Origin of the sequence: Providencia sp. PROV175 (assembly GCF_032707045.1) — a bacterium.
Lineage (GTDB): Bacteria > Pseudomonadota > Gammaproteobacteria > Enterobacterales > Enterobacteriaceae > Providencia > Providencia hangzhouensis.
In genome coordinates this window covers 192,189-206,947 of sequence record NZ_CP120534.1, presented here as the reverse complement: position 1 = coordinate 206,947, position 14,759 = coordinate 192,189, and the positions used below count along the sequence as shown (strand labels likewise).

Sequence of the window (14,759 nt, the reverse complement as noted above, 5' to 3'; positions counted from 1 at the left end):
AGTATCGCCCCGCCCTCTCAGCCAACGAAGCTATTGCAGGTACAAAAAAAGGGGCTTTCGCCCCTGTCATTTGCAACATGACCAGAAATGTTTGGCGTGCTCTCCTGGCAATGTATATTGCTTCAGCGGCGAGACGAACTCAGTCAGCAGCGGATCCCTCATCCAGACGTTGAACAGCGTCGTTAACGTGAGCACTTCATTTTTAAAGCACTCACCTTCAGCCAGATCGCGCGCGCGGATGCGGGCTTCAGGCGACAGTGTTTGCCCCGCAATCTTCTCCAGAAAATTCACCAGTTCTAAAGGGATCCGGCCTAGCGATGATGGTGCAGGTGGCTCATTTAACAGGTGAGTGATGATTTTGAGCCAATCATCATTGTTAACGACCACCAGGGGGATATTGCCAGGACGGAAATACTCAACCGATACAGCCCCGCCGTCATAGGCCTTAACCGTTGCACAATCGGATAAGACAGCCCTGTTTTTGCCTATCACATAATACCCCTGGTGATCGCTGTGCGTGCAGGTGTGAATTATCCGCAGCCCCGCTTCCAGTATCTGTTCGCTGGTGGTTTTAGCTGGTGAGTGGCTCATTACTGCATATCCTTTTTTTCCTGCCGACGGTATAGCGCTGTAACGATGAACACAATCAGCGCGGCCATAATGAGTGGGTTTTTAAACGGTGGTTCAAAGGGACCGAAACCGATCACGATCGGCCCGCCAAGGGCACACGCCCACAGCGATAACCAATAGATGGTTTCAGGGAAGTTCTCTCGGACAGAAGGCCTGGAAAAAATGAGAACATGAGAAACCAGCGCAATCGCGACTCCCATCCACAGTGAGTTGATATCCAACGCTCCCAGAATTCCCGCGACGCCTGCACCAAACAGTGCGTATGCCAAAGCGGCATACTGAACCAGCATGGCAAGTTCCCGACGGTCGGCTTTTTGCTCTTCCGTTAATTTCATCTTTTTCTCCAGGGTTAATGAATGAGGGAAAACTTATCGCTAACCTGCGCCATGTAGCGGATCATCTCAATCCCTACCCACTCGCCGACGTAGGTGCTGACACCGTTACCGATCTGCTTATACGCGGAGGTATCGCATACCGGGAATTCAAACCAGTCTGGAACCCCTTGCAAACGTGCATATTCACGCACTGAATACGGACGCGCTCCCAGAGGGAAACGTTTATCAACGACTAATCGTGTCGATTTATCCTTTGCATAGTGAGCTACACACGTCGGCGCGATATCGTCTTTGGCCGGGTCGCTAATGATGGGTAAATCGCGATATCCGCCCTGTAGGCGTGTTTCTACCGACTTAGGGATACGAACATCCGGGTTATCCTCTAAAATCGCGCTGAGGGGGATTGGGCGCGTATTTTCCGGCGGGCGGATATCGAACGGGCGTCGTGTGCCAATGATGATCAGGCGGTGCCGACGCTGCGGTACCCACAGCTCAGATTTCACGGGGCAGAATACCTGAATGAAATAGCCCGCCAGCTTGGTCATGGCTTCCATAACGACCGGGAAAGCCTGCATGCCCGGCACGTTTTCAATGACATAGAACTCAGGCCGGGCGACAGCCAGGTGGCGCAGTGCGTGAAGGAATAGCTCATCACCCGTTCGCGTGCCGTGGATGTCGCCGATCGTCGAATACTTCGTACAGGGATAGGTAAACGACATGCCGTGGCAGCTATCCTGCTCCAGCACCATTTCCTGTGTGATATCGCAGTGTTTGATATGGTCGCCCAGGTTGTGGCGATAGGTCTTAACGGCATCTTCGTCCAGTTCGAAAGACTGGGCGATCTGAATACCGGCATTCTTCAGGCCGATATCCATCAGCCCGGCACCGCAAAAATAACTGTTCATCAGAACTGGTGACATTCGACTTTCCTCAGAGATGGTCGATGATTTCTATGGCTATGCTCAGCCATATTGCACAGAGAGAAAGTGACAACATCACGCGGTAACGTTTAGGAATGTCATTCTCGCTGTTGAATTGAAAAAGGGCCCAACCGAATATCACACTCATCAGCCCAAGAAGAAAATAACCCAGGGTAGCGTGCCCTTCTGGTGTTTTACCGATAGCCGATAAAATCTGGTTTAAATGGCCCATTAATGACAAATCGCCTTAAGGTCTAAGCAAAGTTAATCCAAAGAATTGTGGCAATTGCACCCAGCCCAGCAATTCCGCCCGCCACCATCAGACCCAATGATGGGCGAGGGATACAGCACGCTACGACGAAAAAGAGGATGAAAAAGGCCAACATAACAATGGCAAAGGGTGAAATGCCACTCGCTCCTGATACAAAGTCGTGTACAGTCATTATCGATACTCTTAGTGATTGGTTTGACGTTCAGCGGCATACAGGCGAGCCAGAATGCCATCCAGCGCGCCATCCAGCGCTTTGTAAAACGAATCTGTGCCAGCCATTTCGTCACGCATATCCAGCAGCGCTTCCAGCTCGGCATCGTCGATCGGCTGCACGGCATTGCTGGTGGCCGACACTACTTCGCCCGCATCAACAGGAACCCCGGCTTTAAACAGTACGTCGATAGCGTCCTGTCGGTACATCACCGGACGGCCGGAAGGCGGCGTCCAGTTGATAGGCTCCAGCATCACTTTCATTTCGACTTTTGCATCCACCAGCGCTTGTGTCAGCTCGGCGAGCAAGACAACGTCAGCCCCGCTTGGTGGTTGAAGCCCTAAGGCTGGAGGGATTGCGACGGTTTGATAGCTCACGGCATTCACCTTCTTACTTGGCTTCGCCAGGAGCCGAAAACAGTTCAGGCTCGCGCATCTCGATCATGACACACATCCGGGTATAACCAGAGATAGCATCGCCTTCTGGCTTTCCGTCAATCAGCGCCTTGATACAATCGGGGCGATAACCCGACCAGGACACCGCTTCGCCTGCATCAGGCTCCACCAGCACAACCGGCGCAGACTTGAAGCCCATATTGCGGAACAGCTCGCGATGAATTTCGATGCTGCCTTCTACGAACTCAACACCGTTTGCGGCCAGGCGCTCTTTGGTCATACGGCAAGGCTGGCAATTTGGGAGGCTGAAGATAATGACTTTCATGGTGACCCCTGTTATCGGTTAGTTTGTTTACCTGCAACCAGTATCCCCTCCCCCCAACGGCTGACGAAGCATTTGACATAAAAAAAGCACCTCGAAAGATGCTTTTATTTTGGTATTTTAAAACGCCAGGCCCGCATGATGTTTGGTGGAAAAATGGGGGGCGCTGCAACCGTGCTTTTACTGATAATTGGAAAGTGGTTGACCGATCATCCCAGTGACCTTCAACAGTTCTCCAGCGGTGACTGTGCGCAGCATTTCGGAGCGCCCGAACTTAACGTAATCCTCACGGGACATGGTTTTGTAATCCGGATGTGGCCTGTCGTTACAAAGCTGCCAATTCTGGTCAGCGCTATCGCGGCGAAGCACGAAGACATCGACCGACATGTGCAGGCCAGCGCCAAACATTGCCGTAGCAACAATTTTTGCCTGCGAACCATCATTGCGCTGAATAAGCTGTTCCGCTTTGGTGACCAGTTCTTGTTCTTTCATTTTTCGTTCCTCAGCTGGTGGTTGTCATAAACAGGGGGAACCCCCCTGCCCTATTGGTTATGGACGGTCTTCCAGTGCCAGGATCTGTTTATCAATCGCCTGAAGCTGTGCAGCGAAACGCTTTTCGATTTCGTTACGCAGTGCCTGATAGGCAAGTAGCTTGGTCGAATACAGCGGCAAGCCACCGTAGAATTCAGTTGGGTTACCGGCCGCGCCGTGTGAGTTAGGTTTTGACCAGGCCGGATAAATAGCAATGGTTTCACCTTTGAACGAACCGATCTTGGCAGCGTCGTAGGTAAAGCCAGTAGTTTTACCTGAAGCCGGGATAGCAATATCAGGCTGAACCTGATCAGTAACACGCAGAGCAGCAAGAAGAGTTTTCATGATGATTCCCTTATGTTGTTTGTTTTGTTTACCTGCAATCAGTATCATCCCACTCCACCCGCTGACGAATAGCTAAAACAAAAAAAGCACCAAAAAAGGTGCTTTCTATGCATAGTGGGATTTGCCTTACAACGACAGTTCGTTAATCCTGCCCTCCGGCCGTTTACCCAAGGTCGTCATCTCGCCGAATTCAAAGAGGCCGCAAATCTCTTCCCCGATCGGAGCCACCAGCACGCGCCAGCGACCTGTACCATTCTCACCCCAAAGCTTAACACCAGCAGCGTCCAGCTCTTCTTCTGTGGCGAAGAACTTTGCTCCTTCCAGTTTATCGACAGCGATCAGTAACTGGCTATCTACCGTAAAGCATATCCCGTGCTGGTTCATGAAGAACAAACGACGTTGTGCATCACGGGTAGAGATAATAGTTTCCCCGTTTGGTAGCGGGGTGGCTGAAGTGGTTTTCACACTAATCAACCGCCCTGCTTTCTCCAGTCCACCGATCAGGATACCTACGGCATTGGTCAAATCGCTGTAAGGCGGCAAACCCACCAGCTTTTGGAAAGCCATACGTTCATCGTGTGTTTTCAGCTCCGTAGTGCGAGTATGAATTTTACCATCGTCGTGATCGGCTGCGCCCTGCTCTGCCAGAATTTTTTGCAGCATCAGGTTGCCTGCTGTCCCAGGGTCATTCCACAGTTTCTCGCCCTTCAGTAGGTTTTCGGCAAACAGGCTGCTTGTGGAAAAAGGTGCGGGCACTTTGCCTACAAACTGAAATACCACAGTGATGACACTTTCATACTTTTCCATTACACACCTATTCATTCGTTTTGTTTACCGAATGATACCACTATCTGATCACACGGCGAAACGGCGGAAGCGAGTCGAGAATGTTCTGGCCGTACCGTGTGTTCTTGATGCGAGAGTCCAGTATCGTCACTGCACCTGTATCGGTCTCGGTTCGGATGAGTCGCCCCACAGCCTGGATAAGTTTGATACACGCCTGAGGAACGGTTATTTCTTCAAAGGTGTTACGCCCCGCCTTCTCCATCCACTCAGTCATCGTCTGACTAACCGGATCGCTCGGTACGCTAAATGGCAGCTTGGCAATAATCACGTTATCGCAGTAATCCCCAGGCAGGTCCACGCCTTCACTGAAAGAGGCCATGCCGAAGATAATGCTTGGCTCGCCACGATCAATACGCAGCTTATGACGGGAAACGATTTCCGTTTTCGGCATCGTGGTCTGCATGAGGATGTGCTCTTTGATGTCCTCCGGCATACCCTCACACACCTCTGTCATTTGCTTGCGGGATGAAAACAGCACCAGACATCCTTTACGCCGTAACATCAGCTTAGGCATCAACTCGATCAGCTCATCGGTATGCGCCTCGGCATTCTTTGGGGTACTGCGCATCCTGGGTACGAACAGAACACCGTTGTTCTCGTAGTCGAACGGGCTTCTCGCCAGCAACGTTGGCGTGTCCATTTTCAAACCCGCTTCATTCAGGTAGGCATTGAAGTTGCCCATTGTCCGCAAAGTCGCTGAAGTAATGATCACCCCATAGGCTTCGTTCCACAGCTCTCTATCCAATTGCTCACCAGCATGCACTGGGCTGCTATGAATAATGACCTCGGATTTATTGTCACGCTTGATGTTTACCCAGCGCGCTACCGGTACTGCAAACTCACCTTTCTTCGCCGGGGCAGCAAAACGACTCATCGCTTCAAGCAAGTTTTCTACACGGTTCTTTAAATCACCGATAGCCATTTTGTGGCGGGCATTATCCTCAGCGACAATTTTATCGCCTGCCTCATCAATGATGATTATCATTTTCTCAACCAAACTCTGCATTTGGTTTGCCAGGTACAGCCCGTTTTTAAACAGTGCGCGCACATCATTGGGTACGTCACCTTCAGGGAACCGATAGACGTCAATGTTACCGTGGTCGTTCCGGAAGTTGAGTGAAGATAAAAGAGTTCCGCGAACTGTCATCATCTCGGCAGCCGTGTCCGATGCCAGCGCCACCAGCTTGTAAACGTGGTCATTCATCTTCTCACCGTAAGGGGTCTGCATGTCCATCACCATGTCACTGACGTCACCCAACCAGCGCGCCGTGTTATCCAACGAGGCATTTGCGGCAAAGTGCTCAATGGCCTTACTTGTAAGGTGATGGCCTTCGTCGAAAACGTAGATGGTTTCTTTCGGCGGTGGCAGGATGACACCACCACCCAAAGACAGATCGCTCAAAACGATATCGTGGTTAGCTATCACCACATCGACTTCTTCCAGTCGGCTACGCGCGGCAAAGAAGGGGCAGTTTTTGTAATGCGGGCATTTAATCTTAGGGCACTGGCTGGCGACCGCATTAACTTTGTTCCAGGATTTGTCGGCAAGCTCCAGCGGATATGTATCACGCTCACCATTCCAGTCACCACTTGCGAATTCGTTACCCAGACTCGTCATGTCGTCGCGAACGTAACCATACGCATTATGCTCGGCATCGACGTGCGCATCGTAGCGCAGTCGGCAGAAGTAACGGCCACGACCTTTCGCCATAGCGTATGAAAATTTAAGACCGCCCTGGCTTTGGATTTCCGGCAGGTCTTTAACGACAACTTGCTCCTGAAGCGCCACGGTTGCTGTAGACAGAACGAGAGTCTTTCCCTTTTCCATCGCCAACGGGATCAGCGGCAGGCAGTACCCCAGCGTTTTACCGGTGCCGGTACCGGCTTCAACTACACCGACAATAGGCTTGTCGTTATCTTCGGGAATGTTGGTAATGATGGATGAGCAAAAGCGGATCATGTCTTGTTGACCAGCACGCGGCTTCAGTCCCTTGGATTCCAGGAAGTTGCTGTATGCTTTTGCCGTTTGTTCTTCGGCGGTCAATTTGGTTTTGCTGCTCATCGTTCTATCCCATAGATTTATTATTTACTGATTTAATTTTATCGCACCACCAGCGCTGACAAAGTGACATCCAAAATTAAACCGCCACAAAGGCGGTTTAGTTCACTTACTCCACAAACCAGAGCGAGGCAAGATAGGCGCACCCGGCAATCTTTTGTTCGTGCTTCGGGTCGAAGCTTTTCAGGATAACCACGATATGCGCCAGCGCCCATTTCAGTTCGACACCTTCCTTGGCTGCTGGTGGGCATTCAAGCCCGTGGTAAAACCAACGCTCAATGAATGCAATCCAGGGGTTCTTTCCCTGTTTGAATTCGTCAGGGATGAGATCCCATTTTGGCAGAAACTTTTCAATGTCCGGAGGCCCAAATGCCAGAATGACCTGTGTGATGTTCTCGTTCGGCGTCCACGTCTTCATGATTTTCCTTTCCAGCGTCAGGATTTGGTTTTCAGTGATTCGGCAATTTTGGTGAGCACCGCACGCAGCTGAGTTTCATCGGCGATGATAGCCGGGATGGCGTTCAGGCATTCCTGGGGCAGGTAGATATTACCGAAGAATACCAGCTGATCTTGAGTTGGTTGGAAGCTGCAAATCCACTCCCAATCGTTATTGGTTTCCCAAATACACAGCAACTCGGTACCGTCGTTATTTTCGGTCGTCAGTTCCAAACCGCGACGCTCGGCAAAGCTATGGGTTGTCTTTGAGATCTGCATTTTTAATCCACGAGTAAGGGCGGTATTGAGTTCTATTATCCAGCAGTTCTACAGTTGACGAAGGGGGATGGAGGTGTTTTTTGTTTTGGCGAACAAGGGGGTGGTTTTTATTGGTTTTTCTTCTGCTTTAGTTGATATTCTATCGTAACACGCTGTTTATTAAGCGATTTTAAACTTTGGTTTTTTTGGCGAAAAAAATGGTTTTTGCTACAGGAAATGAGGGGAGGGGAGGGCTGTAAAGAAAAAGCCACCGGGGTAGGTGGCTTAGAAAAGAACTTACTCACTGTCTTCCTGAAGACTTTTTGTTAGCTTCAGACGTATCAGACGCTCTATGTCTTCGACGACTTTTTGATTGAGCCTGTTAAACTCAAAGCGGACTTTCCGGCCGTTACCACTGTAACTGATTCGTGCATACTGATCCTTGTTCTCGAATGCGACAATATCAGATGTTTTCCATGCAGCGGCGGGCTTCGCTTTATCAGCCATGATTTCCAACATAGTGGCTACTTCTTCCAGGATATCTTTCTGCGTCTCCTGAATATTCTCAACAGGCTTGTCCTTACGGTTGTCTTGGACTTCCTGGCACAGCTCACCAATGTCGATCATTTCCTTCTTCGCCGAACCCTGCACCTTCGCTAAACGGCTATAGAAAGTATTCGGGATACCTTCGCAATCTGGGAACAGAGCGATCAGGCGAGGGTCGATTTGGGCAGCTTGAATCCGCTTACGGACAGACTCGGTACTAATGCCGATATGCTGCGCAAGTTCCTCATTGGTCGTGAAACCATTCTCTTCCATCAGTTTCAAATACTGCATACCAACTTCGCGATACGAGAATTTGCGAGAGCTTTGTGCGGCGCTGATGATAGAGAAGATATCTTCGTTTGAGATATCGTTTGGTAATACCCACAGCGGTAAATCAGCTGATAGCTTTTCACAGCAGTAGCGGCGTCGGCTACCTTCAATGAGTTGATAGATTCCATCTACGCGGACAGCGATACCTTCGGTATCCACCCCTCTTTCCCTGATCTGCTCAAGGATGTCACGCATGGAGTTCTCGTCGAGCGCTTCCTGGTTGCGTGGGTTGAGGGCGTGAACCACTGTTTGCTCAGATACTTTACTGCCAGGAACGACAACATGCTCGGCATCGACTTTACGGCCATCTTTTAAGGTGAATGTTCTCTTAGGTGCGCCTGCACCCCGCAGTGGTGGTAATCCGCTTTTTTGCTCAAAGCCGGTTCGCTTGCCTGCACCCAGATACATATCCTTGCTTGTGCCTCTTTCTACGTCGGTCATTTTTATTTCTCACTTTTCGCCGAAAAACTTTTGATTTCATTAATAAATTGCTGATACACAGAAGTGACTGACATTTCTGCCATGTCAAATTGTTTTGCAGGGCACAGGTCTTCTGACTTCTTGATATCCAAGACGGTGCGGCCTCGTTCGGCCGCAGCAACAAACGCTTCAGAGTGTTTGATGTTCGTAGTCATAAACTTGTCCTGCACAGTTCGCACCAGCTTATTCAGAGTGCGAACTTCGTGCTGGCTTTTATCATCGACATTAACAGCCAGCACCTTCATCCATTTGATGTTTTCACCCCTGGATGGAAGTTGTTGCAGACGAGCGCCGATCGTCAACATGTAGTTCGTCGTGGATGCAAAGTCATATTCACGCGGAGTGATAGGAACGAGAAGGGCGTCGGCGGCTTCGTTCGTAGACCAGATAATTGGTGAGTCCTGCGGTGGGGTGTCGATGAAGATTAGGTCGTAATGCTGTTTCAGCACAGGGATAACAACATCTCTAAAGCGCGTTAAAAGCGTATTGCGCTCTTCCTTGTTCAACCGCCAATAGGTATCAGTAAAACGGTCATCAGTAGGGAAGGCCGTGATGACGTCCATATTTGGCAGGTGAGTGCTAAACGGAATGTTGGCAATGATGTCCGCTTCTGAGTAACCGGCGTTGATGTACTGTGAGAAATCACCCTCAGGCTCGTATTCGGCTAACAGCACATCAGTGATAGTCAGATAGATATCATCTTCGCTGGTGGAGCGGATCAGGTTGTTACCGATAGACCCTTGGGGGTCAAGGTCAATGATGCAGCAACGCGCGTTCAGATTTAAATCCAAAGCTGACGCCAAGGCGATCGTCGCGGTCGTGGTACTTTTGCCTGTACCACCTTTGTGGTTTTCAACGACGATAACCCGAGACTCATACATGTCGGAGTAACGGGGCGCGCCCAACTCATTCATGATGGCCTGCACGTCAAATCGTGTGTAAAGGTGGTTTTTGTTTTGGAAGATAGGCTCACCAATAATTTTCTGATCTTGTAACTCGGTCAGAATTTTAGTGAACGTATTACGTGACTTGCCGAAGAAATCAGCGAGCATCGTTTTGTTCAGGCAATGGTTATAAATGAGTCTATCTAAGCCATCTACCTGCTCATCAGTGACCTTGATGGTATTGGCTTCGGTGATGGATTCTTTCAGAGAAATTTGCTCGGCTTTCATTCGCTGGCCGATGACCAGGATTTGATCAAGAATTGACATAAATAGCCCTCTAATTGTTTTTCATTATTATTAATGCAAATTGAGCGCAAGACAAGGTAAAAGTGCATTGTAATGCACAATTATTAAATATTCGCATCGTGAATGTCAGGGTGGGGGTTGGCGAACAAGGGGGTTGTTTTCACATTTAAAAGATAGGTCACCCCCTCCAATGCACTGGCATTACTGTGTTTGAGAGGGAATGTACGTTTGACGAATTATTGAGTCTGTAACGCAGCGACTTCCGCTCTTGTGGCAAGGCGCTGACTACCAAACAACCCCTTGATCAGAACAGGTTTCTCTTTTTTCCATCCCTTGATGGAGTTCAAGCCAAACGGCTTCGGCTTGTTGTGATTCCAGCTTGCGATAACACTGGTCTCATTGACCTCGACGATCAGGACAGGGTGTACAGACACGGTGGGAATATTCGTGCTCCCCAGTTTGTGGCGAGTGATAGACCATACGGTATCGCCCACCTTCAGTTTGCTAATGACCATAGCAGAGTTCCCGGCAGATAAAATGAAGCCGCCCGCAGGCGGCTGGTGGATGGACGTTAGGAGTTAACCCAGCTGGTGGTTTGCTCCAGCGCGAACTTAACGATGTCACATTGGTAAACGTGCCCCTCGTTAGCATCGTTCGCGATCTTAGCGCCGATAACTTCAGCCACTTCGTAATACCAGATGCCCGGCCCTTCTTTCCCGGTGAAGGTCTCATCGCACTCTTCAACGATGTCGATAGCCAGTTCACGGATCCAATCGGCACATTCGATTTCACCACCACCAGCAACGTTGAAGTCGATACGTTCCTGCGCGGTGTCATCATTCACGATGAGTGGGACGCGGGTTTCGTTGAAGCTGCTGAAGATGAACATCGCGACCAGAGTTGGGTTCAGAGACATGGTGTATCCTCGTTTGTGTTATCAGTTGTTGGACTTCCAGTATCCACCAGCACCAACCGGTGACGAAGGCAAAAGGATGAAAAAAACATATTTATTACCGCTGCATCACTTGAGGGTTACCGCAGTTCCGATATACAGCATGCCGCCGTTCAGGAGTGGTGTTGCTTTAACACCGTACACGGCATTCGCCTCGCCATTTGACGCCTCGGATGCAGCCGCACTTAATTCCTCCAATGCGACGCGAGCTTGCCTTGACGGTATCACTCCCCGCCTATTGGCTTCAAAATTAGCGATGACTTGAACCATCCCATGAATTTTTTGTATGGCATAAATATCAGGAATGAGATCGGTTGTAAGTATCAGCATTGTTCTACCTCACGCGACTTGATTCACTCGCTACGCAGCGGGTGGAACTTCTTTAACGACCAAGATCTCAACTTCAGCGCCCTGTTCCTTTTGCGTTAACTCGACACAGCGCAACGCCGCAGATTTTGCAGAGCACCACGAGTGCGCATACCAGTCACGCTCTCCAGTTCGGCAGGCAACAGCATGGGTAGCTTTCCACGTCAGTTCCGCTTCTTGCACTTTGCCATTTGGCAGTGTGCAGTAAAATTTGCGCAGCCCCTTTTTCATTTGTCACCGTCCTGTTGGGCAATACCCAGAGCTGCGATCTCTTTGCGAATATGGTCAAAGCCAGCCCCAGTATTCACATCATAATCACTGACTACCGCATTCAGCACCTGTACCTGTTCGGCTGGAGTAAGGGCGCGTTCCAGGGAAAGGTCAGAAGCAACATCCGCGACGTTTTCGAGCGTCAGTGTATCGATGGCAATCATCTGGCCTTCTTTGAAATTGCTCATCAGATAATTGATCAGGTACTCACGAGTGCCGAAATTCATACAAATTCCTCAGATTGGGAAATTAGCCCCCGTAACCGGAGGCGATACAATTACGCTCGACGGCAATATGCCTGTCTGAGTTTAAAGGCTTCTTCAGCAAGATTGAATGCCACGTTAGCCGCTTCGCTATCCCTCGGCCCCGATGGACGGTTATTGTCCCAAAGGGTAGATGCCACACCCGTAAGCGCGCTTGCCAAGAGTGAATCGAAAACAGCTTGTTCCTCGTCAGAGGTGATGATTATCTCATATCCCATTATTGCCTCGTTATTGGTATAGGGAAGGGGGAGTGACCGCCGGAGCGGTCAGTCGTCAGTCAATTAAGCTGCGAGGAACGTGATCTCATACGAACTCAGTTTATCGTCACGTTCCATGCCTTCAGTCAGCGCGATGATTTCTTGCCAGAGGGCTTTGGTCTTCTCACCGCCACCTTCAACCATGCCATCGACCTTCAGGTAGCGTTCTGGGTGGGTGACGGTCAATCTGCGCTTCACGGGATCCCAGCCACTGTAATGACTGATTTGAATATCGATATCCGCCAGCTTTTCCGGCGCGGTACGTTTGAGGTTAAGCACAGCATCGAAGGTAAAGACAATACGGTCGTTATTGTCTTCGGTGTCGTACCAGACCGTGTAACGAGGCTTCTGACGCACACCGCGACCGGAGCGACCCCAATTGGTCGTGTGCTGACGGATGGATAGCAGGGTACGTTTATGGGAAGTGATACCTGCGTAACGTAACAACTCAGCTAAAGTATGCATCGGTTTTCCTCGTGTTATTTGTTTTGTTTACTCATTAAATTCTCACACGACCCGAACTGCTGACGAAGTGAATCACGATAAAAAATACGCGCCCTTTCATCCCATTCCCCAGGAAAACCAGAGCCAAACTCTTGGCCGCAAAATTGGCAAGCAGACATACCCCGCTCGACGCGCGTTCGGGCAGGGTATCGAGTTTTGAAATGGCTAATCAGTGTAGGGATTTCACCAATAGGCCGTTATCGCGGGCATGTATTAGCAAAGCATTGTGCCGTGACTGTACATCTGCCAAGTCACTTACGCTGCCGTTAGTGATCAGCCAACCATTGGTGCCTGGGGTGCTGTATTGCACCATGCGCTTGCCACCCGCCTGAGTGTAACGGTGTGCGCGCACCTCTATACCCTGAGGAAACATACCTACCCCCTAACTTCGCTCAATGAGGAATTGCATAGCATCATCGTTGCTACGCAGAACAACGTCTTTGTGCTCCACCCACTTGAAAGCACCGTTACTGCATTGGACAGGATCCCTGACAATCAGCGAACCATCAGCGCCAATGACATACTCATACCCAGCTTCTGCAATTGCTAAGCGATAATTGGAAGCCACCAGCATTAACAGTGTGTCGAATACTCCAGAGGCCAAGGCTTTTTTAGCGGCTTGAATGCGTGCCGATGTTCCGGCGTTTGGTTCCAACTGCTGAATACGCGTTGCATCTTCCAGGAGCATTACGATCAGGCCCTTCAGTTCGTCAATCATGGAGGTAACTCTCAATGCAGGGTGCCCCGAAGAGCACCGAGGGTTTTATTCAGGCTTGAAGTCCGAAGGGACGACAACGCGGAAAAAATCGAAGTCCTGCACGGTGGCCTTACGCATGTCATCCGATGGGGTGATCAGCTGCGGCTCCATAGACAGGCACGCACCTAACTGCGGCTTGCTTGCCAGAACGCCTAAGATGTTCGGTTGCTCAGGAAAGGTATAACCAAATGTGTGGCCGTTCTTGACCCAGTATGTACCGTTGATTGCGCTCATCGCTTTTGTCCTTACGCTGGTGGATCTGTGGGTCAGATAATGGTTGATGGCACGCTCAACGAACGAGACCGGCAGACCACTGCCATGCGCCAGGCGCTGAGTGTTAGAACGAACCAGCTCACGCTCATAACCAAAGCTGCTGCTGTAGTGGTACCACAACGTGCGACCTTTCTTGAACAGGTCGGACTCGTTTGCTATGCGCATGAACTGAGCCGGAGTCTGGCTCGGGCGTTTTGGTTTTTGGTTGATAGCGTTCATAGTAATGACCTCGATAACTGTTATTCGTTTTGTTTACTGCCTCTAAAAACAGTATCACCCACGGGTAACCGCTGACGAAGCGAATCGAAGGAAAAAAAGATATTTTTTTGAGAGGGGAGGGCAAAACAGAATGGGGGAGATCCCCCCATAGTTTAGATGGCGTATTACCGTTCGGTAATGCTGGTGGCATTTTGCATTCCGGAAAGTTTCACCCAGGCCATAACTTGTTCTTTGTCCAACTGGCCGCTCAGGGTGATGTAAGCCGGAGCGGCAACCAGGAGCGAATTACCGATAGAGAAATGGACGTTCACATCAACGCGGGACGCCCAAGGTATAGCAAACCAGAACACGGCATCGAATGGGGAGTGGATATTGATGCCATGTATCAGCTTCACTTCCCAGCGAACACCATATTCACCTCTGATGCCACGATAGAGGTGACCACGATCGCAGGCCCAGTCATCACCATCTACGTCACGCCAGATAAGCAGTTTATCATCTACAGCCTTAACGCTAGCCCCATAACGGGATAACAGATTCAGGATGGCCGCTGGTTCCTTAGCGAGGATGCTTTCAAGAACCACTCGCGAATCACCACGAACCTGTGTCACCGTCACAGTATCGTTTTCACCGAACCAAACTTGATGACCACTTTCTGCCAGGTGAGCAATCAGATTTAACATTGTAACTCCATGTGTTAATTATTTTTGTGTTAATAGTTAACCATGACCTTTACCGCTGACGAAGTTAAAAGGACGACAAATTTGGAAGGTGTTAAAACGGGGATTAATTGC

At 49.9% G+C, this 14,759-nt stretch carries 26 protein-coding genes; all 26 read right to left on the bottom strand.

Annotated features, from left to right (window positions below; translation table 11 throughout):
* Positions 1 to 66 precede the first annotated feature (66 nt).
* The gene (locus P3L44_RS21830) at positions 67 to 591 is read right to left on the bottom strand and encodes a hypothetical protein (RefSeq protein ID WP_042847142.1); all 525 of its coding nucleotides are present in this window, start codon (positions 589 to 591) and stop codon (positions 67 to 69) included.
* Positions 591 to 965 carry a hypothetical protein gene (locus P3L44_RS21825; RefSeq protein ID WP_042847144.1) on the bottom strand — a complete coding sequence of 125 codons (375 nt, stop codon included), beginning with the start codon at positions 963 to 965 and terminating at the stop codon, positions 591 to 593. The genes P3L44_RS21830 and P3L44_RS21825 overlap by 1 nt, the downstream gene beginning before the upstream one ends.
* A 14-nt stretch (positions 966 to 979) precedes the next feature.
* Complete coding sequence (locus P3L44_RS21820) at positions 980 to 1,885, bottom strand: DNA cytosine methyltransferase (protein ID WP_080750912.1); 906 nt, start codon at positions 1,883 to 1,885, stop codon at positions 980 to 982.
* Between the two features lie 10 nt (positions 1,886 to 1,895).
* Positions 1,896 to 2,117: a hypothetical protein gene (locus P3L44_RS21815; protein ID WP_042847145.1), complete on the bottom strand. Its 222-nt coding sequence runs from the start codon at positions 2,115 to 2,117 to the stop codon at positions 1,896 to 1,898.
* A 22-nt stretch (positions 2,118 to 2,139) separates the two neighbouring features.
* The gene (locus P3L44_RS21810; protein WP_042847147.1) at positions 2,140 to 2,328 is read right to left on the bottom strand and encodes a hypothetical protein; all 189 of its coding nucleotides are present in this window, start codon (positions 2,326 to 2,328) and stop codon (positions 2,140 to 2,142) included.
* Between the two features lie 11 nt (positions 2,329 to 2,339).
* Positions 2,340 to 2,744, bottom strand: a complete 405-nt coding sequence (locus P3L44_RS21805; RefSeq protein ID WP_042847149.1) for a hypothetical protein — start codon at positions 2,742 to 2,744, stop codon at positions 2,340 to 2,342.
* 13 nt (positions 2,745 to 2,757) lie between these two features.
* On the bottom strand, positions 2,758 to 3,087 hold the full coding sequence (locus P3L44_RS21800) for a glutaredoxin domain-containing protein (protein ID WP_052219372.1): 330 nt from the start codon (positions 3,085 to 3,087) through the stop codon (positions 2,758 to 2,760).
* A gap of 177 nt (positions 3,088 to 3,264) precedes the next feature.
* Positions 3,265 to 3,576 carry a hypothetical protein gene (locus tag P3L44_RS21795; protein WP_042847150.1) on the bottom strand — a complete coding sequence of 104 codons (312 nt, stop codon included), beginning with the start codon at positions 3,574 to 3,576 and terminating at the stop codon, positions 3,265 to 3,267.
* Between the two features lie 57 nt (positions 3,577 to 3,633).
* Complete coding sequence (locus P3L44_RS21790; RefSeq protein ID WP_042847151.1) at positions 3,634 to 4,008, bottom strand: hypothetical protein; 375 nt, start codon at positions 4,006 to 4,008, stop codon at positions 3,634 to 3,636.
* 78 nt (positions 4,009 to 4,086) lie between these two features.
* Entirely contained in the window at positions 4,087 to 4,767 is a 681-nt protein-coding gene (locus tag P3L44_RS21785; RefSeq protein WP_052219373.1) for a hypothetical protein, read from the bottom strand.
* Between the two features lie 40 nt (positions 4,768 to 4,807).
* Entirely contained in the window at positions 4,808 to 6,868 is a 2,061-nt protein-coding gene (gene dinG / locus P3L44_RS21780; protein ID WP_072035186.1) for an ATP-dependent DNA helicase DinG, read from the bottom strand.
* A gap of 106 nt (positions 6,869 to 6,974) precedes the next feature.
* Entirely contained in the window at positions 6,975 to 7,283 is a 309-nt protein-coding gene (locus P3L44_RS21775) for a hypothetical protein (RefSeq protein ID WP_042847153.1), read from the bottom strand.
* Positions 7,284 to 7,300: 17 nt separating this feature from the next.
* Positions 7,301 to 7,579 (bottom strand): hypothetical protein, encoded by a 279-nt coding sequence (locus P3L44_RS21770; protein ID WP_166268101.1) that lies wholly within the window; start codon positions 7,577 to 7,579, stop codon positions 7,301 to 7,303.
* 276 nt (positions 7,580 to 7,855) lie between these two features.
* Entirely contained in the window at positions 7,856 to 8,875 is a 1,020-nt protein-coding gene (locus P3L44_RS21765) for a ParB family protein (RefSeq protein WP_042847158.1), read from the bottom strand.
* Between the two features lie 2 nt (positions 8,876 to 8,877).
* Positions 8,878 to 10,125 (bottom strand): ParA family protein, encoded by a 1,248-nt coding sequence (locus P3L44_RS21760; protein WP_042847160.1) that lies wholly within the window; start codon positions 10,123 to 10,125, stop codon positions 8,878 to 8,880.
* A 215-nt stretch (positions 10,126 to 10,340) separates the two neighbouring features.
* Positions 10,341 to 10,619, bottom strand: coding sequence for a hypothetical protein (locus P3L44_RS21755; protein ID WP_042847162.1), 279 nt, complete (start codon positions 10,617 to 10,619; stop codon positions 10,341 to 10,343).
* A gap of 56 nt (positions 10,620 to 10,675) precedes the next feature.
* On the bottom strand, positions 10,676 to 11,020 hold the full coding sequence (locus tag P3L44_RS21750; protein WP_042847164.1) for a hypothetical protein: 345 nt from the start codon (positions 11,018 to 11,020) through the stop codon (positions 10,676 to 10,678).
* A 105-nt stretch (positions 11,021 to 11,125) separates the two neighbouring features.
* The gene (locus P3L44_RS21745; RefSeq protein ID WP_042847166.1) at positions 11,126 to 11,386 is read right to left on the bottom strand and encodes a hypothetical protein; all 261 of its coding nucleotides are present in this window, start codon (positions 11,384 to 11,386) and stop codon (positions 11,126 to 11,128) included.
* Positions 11,387 to 11,416: 30 nt separating this feature from the next.
* Positions 11,417 to 11,653: a hypothetical protein gene (locus P3L44_RS21740; RefSeq protein WP_042847168.1), complete on the bottom strand. Its 237-nt coding sequence runs from the start codon at positions 11,651 to 11,653 to the stop codon at positions 11,417 to 11,419.
* On the bottom strand, positions 11,650 to 11,919 hold the full coding sequence (locus P3L44_RS21735) for a hypothetical protein (protein WP_042847169.1): 270 nt from the start codon (positions 11,917 to 11,919) through the stop codon (positions 11,650 to 11,652). Before P3L44_RS21735 ends, P3L44_RS21740 begins: the two co-directional genes overlap by 4 nt.
* Positions 11,920 to 11,969: 50 nt before the next feature.
* Positions 11,970 to 12,173, bottom strand: a complete 204-nt coding sequence (locus P3L44_RS21730) for a hypothetical protein (protein WP_042847172.1) — start codon at positions 12,171 to 12,173, stop codon at positions 11,970 to 11,972.
* Between the two features lie 63 nt (positions 12,174 to 12,236).
* A complete protein-coding gene (locus P3L44_RS21725) occupies positions 12,237 to 12,677 on the bottom strand; it encodes a hypothetical protein (protein WP_042847174.1) in 441 nt (146 codons plus the stop codon).
* A 208-nt stretch (positions 12,678 to 12,885) separates the two neighbouring features.
* Complete coding sequence (locus P3L44_RS21720) at positions 12,886 to 13,068, bottom strand: hypothetical protein (RefSeq protein ID WP_162762199.1); 183 nt, start codon at positions 13,066 to 13,068, stop codon at positions 12,886 to 12,888.
* 30 nt (positions 13,069 to 13,098) lie between these two features.
* Complete coding sequence (locus tag P3L44_RS21715; RefSeq protein ID WP_162762190.1) at positions 13,099 to 13,404, bottom strand: hypothetical protein; 306 nt, start codon at positions 13,402 to 13,404, stop codon at positions 13,099 to 13,101.
* A gap of 75 nt (positions 13,405 to 13,479) precedes the next feature.
* Entirely contained in the window at positions 13,480 to 13,965 is a 486-nt protein-coding gene (locus P3L44_RS21710; RefSeq protein ID WP_237072366.1) for a hypothetical protein, read from the bottom strand.
* Positions 13,966 to 14,129: 164 nt separating this feature from the next.
* Positions 14,130 to 14,648: a hypothetical protein gene (locus P3L44_RS21705; RefSeq protein WP_042847185.1), complete on the bottom strand. Its 519-nt coding sequence runs from the start codon at positions 14,646 to 14,648 to the stop codon at positions 14,130 to 14,132.
* Positions 14,649 to 14,759 lie beyond the last annotated feature (111 nt).

Bases quoted from the DNA above. Each gene is read 5' to 3' on its own strand.
- P3L44_RS21830 (WP_042847142.1), bottom strand. From the start codon at position 591: ATGAGCCACTCACCAGCTAAAACCACCAGCGAACAGATACTGGAAGCG.
- P3L44_RS21825 (WP_042847144.1), bottom strand. From the start codon at position 965: ATGAAATTAACGGAAGAGCAAAAAGCCGACCGTCGGGAACTTGCCATG.
- P3L44_RS21820 (WP_080750912.1), bottom strand. From the start codon at position 1,885: ATGTCACCAGTTCTGATGAACAGTTATTTTTGCGGTGCCGGGCTGATG.
- P3L44_RS21815 (WP_042847145.1), bottom strand. From the start codon at position 2,117: ATGGGCCATTTAAACCAGATTTTATCGGCTATCGGTAAAACACCAGAA.
- P3L44_RS21810 (WP_042847147.1), bottom strand. From the start codon at position 2,328: ATGACTGTACACGACTTTGTATCAGGAGCGAGTGGCATTTCACCCTTT.
- P3L44_RS21800 (WP_052219372.1), bottom strand. From the start codon at position 3,087: ATGAAAGTCATTATCTTCAGCCTCCCAAATTGCCAGCCTTGCCGTATG.
- P3L44_RS21795 (WP_042847150.1), bottom strand. From the start codon at position 3,576: ATGAAAGAACAAGAACTGGTCACCAAAGCGGAACAGCTTATTCAGCGC.
- P3L44_RS21790 (WP_042847151.1), bottom strand. From the start codon at position 4,008: ATGATACTGATTGCAGGTAAACAAAACAAACAACATAAGGGAATCATC.
- P3L44_RS21785 (WP_052219373.1), bottom strand. From the start codon at position 4,767: ATGGAAAAGTATGAAAGTGTCATCACTGTGGTATTTCAGTTTGTAGGC.
- dinG (WP_072035186.1), bottom strand. From the start codon at position 6,868: ATGAGCAGCAAAACCAAATTGACCGCCGAAGAACAAACGGCAAAAGCA.
- P3L44_RS21775 (WP_042847153.1), bottom strand. From the start codon at position 7,283: ATGAAGACGTGGACGCCGAACGAGAACATCACACAGGTCATTCTGGCA.
- P3L44_RS21770 (WP_166268101.1), bottom strand. From the start codon at position 7,579: ATGCAGATCTCAAAGACAACCCATAGCTTTGCCGAGCGTCGCGGTTTG.
- P3L44_RS21765 (WP_042847158.1), bottom strand. From the start codon at position 8,875: ATGACCGACGTAGAAAGAGGCACAAGCAAGGATATGTATCTGGGTGCA.
- P3L44_RS21760 (WP_042847160.1), bottom strand. From the start codon at position 10,125: ATGTCAATTCTTGATCAAATCCTGGTCATCGGCCAGCGAATGAAAGCC.
- P3L44_RS21755 (WP_042847162.1), bottom strand. From the start codon at position 10,619: ATGGTCATTAGCAAACTGAAGGTGGGCGATACCGTATGGTCTATCACT.
- P3L44_RS21750 (WP_042847164.1), bottom strand. From the start codon at position 11,020: ATGTCTCTGAACCCAACTCTGGTCGCGATGTTCATCTTCAGCAGCTTC.
- P3L44_RS21745 (WP_042847166.1), bottom strand. From the start codon at position 11,386: ATGCTGATACTTACAACCGATCTCATTCCTGATATTTATGCCATACAA.
- P3L44_RS21740 (WP_042847168.1), bottom strand. From the start codon at position 11,653: ATGAAAAAGGGGCTGCGCAAATTTTACTGCACACTGCCAAATGGCAAA.
- P3L44_RS21735 (WP_042847169.1), bottom strand. From the start codon at position 11,919: ATGAATTTCGGCACTCGTGAGTACCTGATCAATTATCTGATGAGCAAT.
- P3L44_RS21730 (WP_042847172.1), bottom strand. From the start codon at position 12,173: ATGGGATATGAGATAATCATCACCTCTGACGAGGAACAAGCTGTTTTC.
- P3L44_RS21725 (WP_042847174.1), bottom strand. From the start codon at position 12,677: ATGCATACTTTAGCTGAGTTGTTACGTTACGCAGGTATCACTTCCCAT.
- P3L44_RS21715 (WP_162762190.1), bottom strand. From the start codon at position 13,404: ATGCTCCTGGAAGATGCAACGCGTATTCAGCAGTTGGAACCAAACGCC.
- P3L44_RS21710 (WP_237072366.1), bottom strand. From the start codon at position 13,965: ATGAACGCTATCAACCAAAAACCAAAACGCCCGAGCCAGACTCCGGCT.
- P3L44_RS21705 (WP_042847185.1), bottom strand. From the start codon at position 14,648: ATGTTAAATCTGATTGCTCACCTGGCAGAAAGTGGTCATCAAGTTTGG.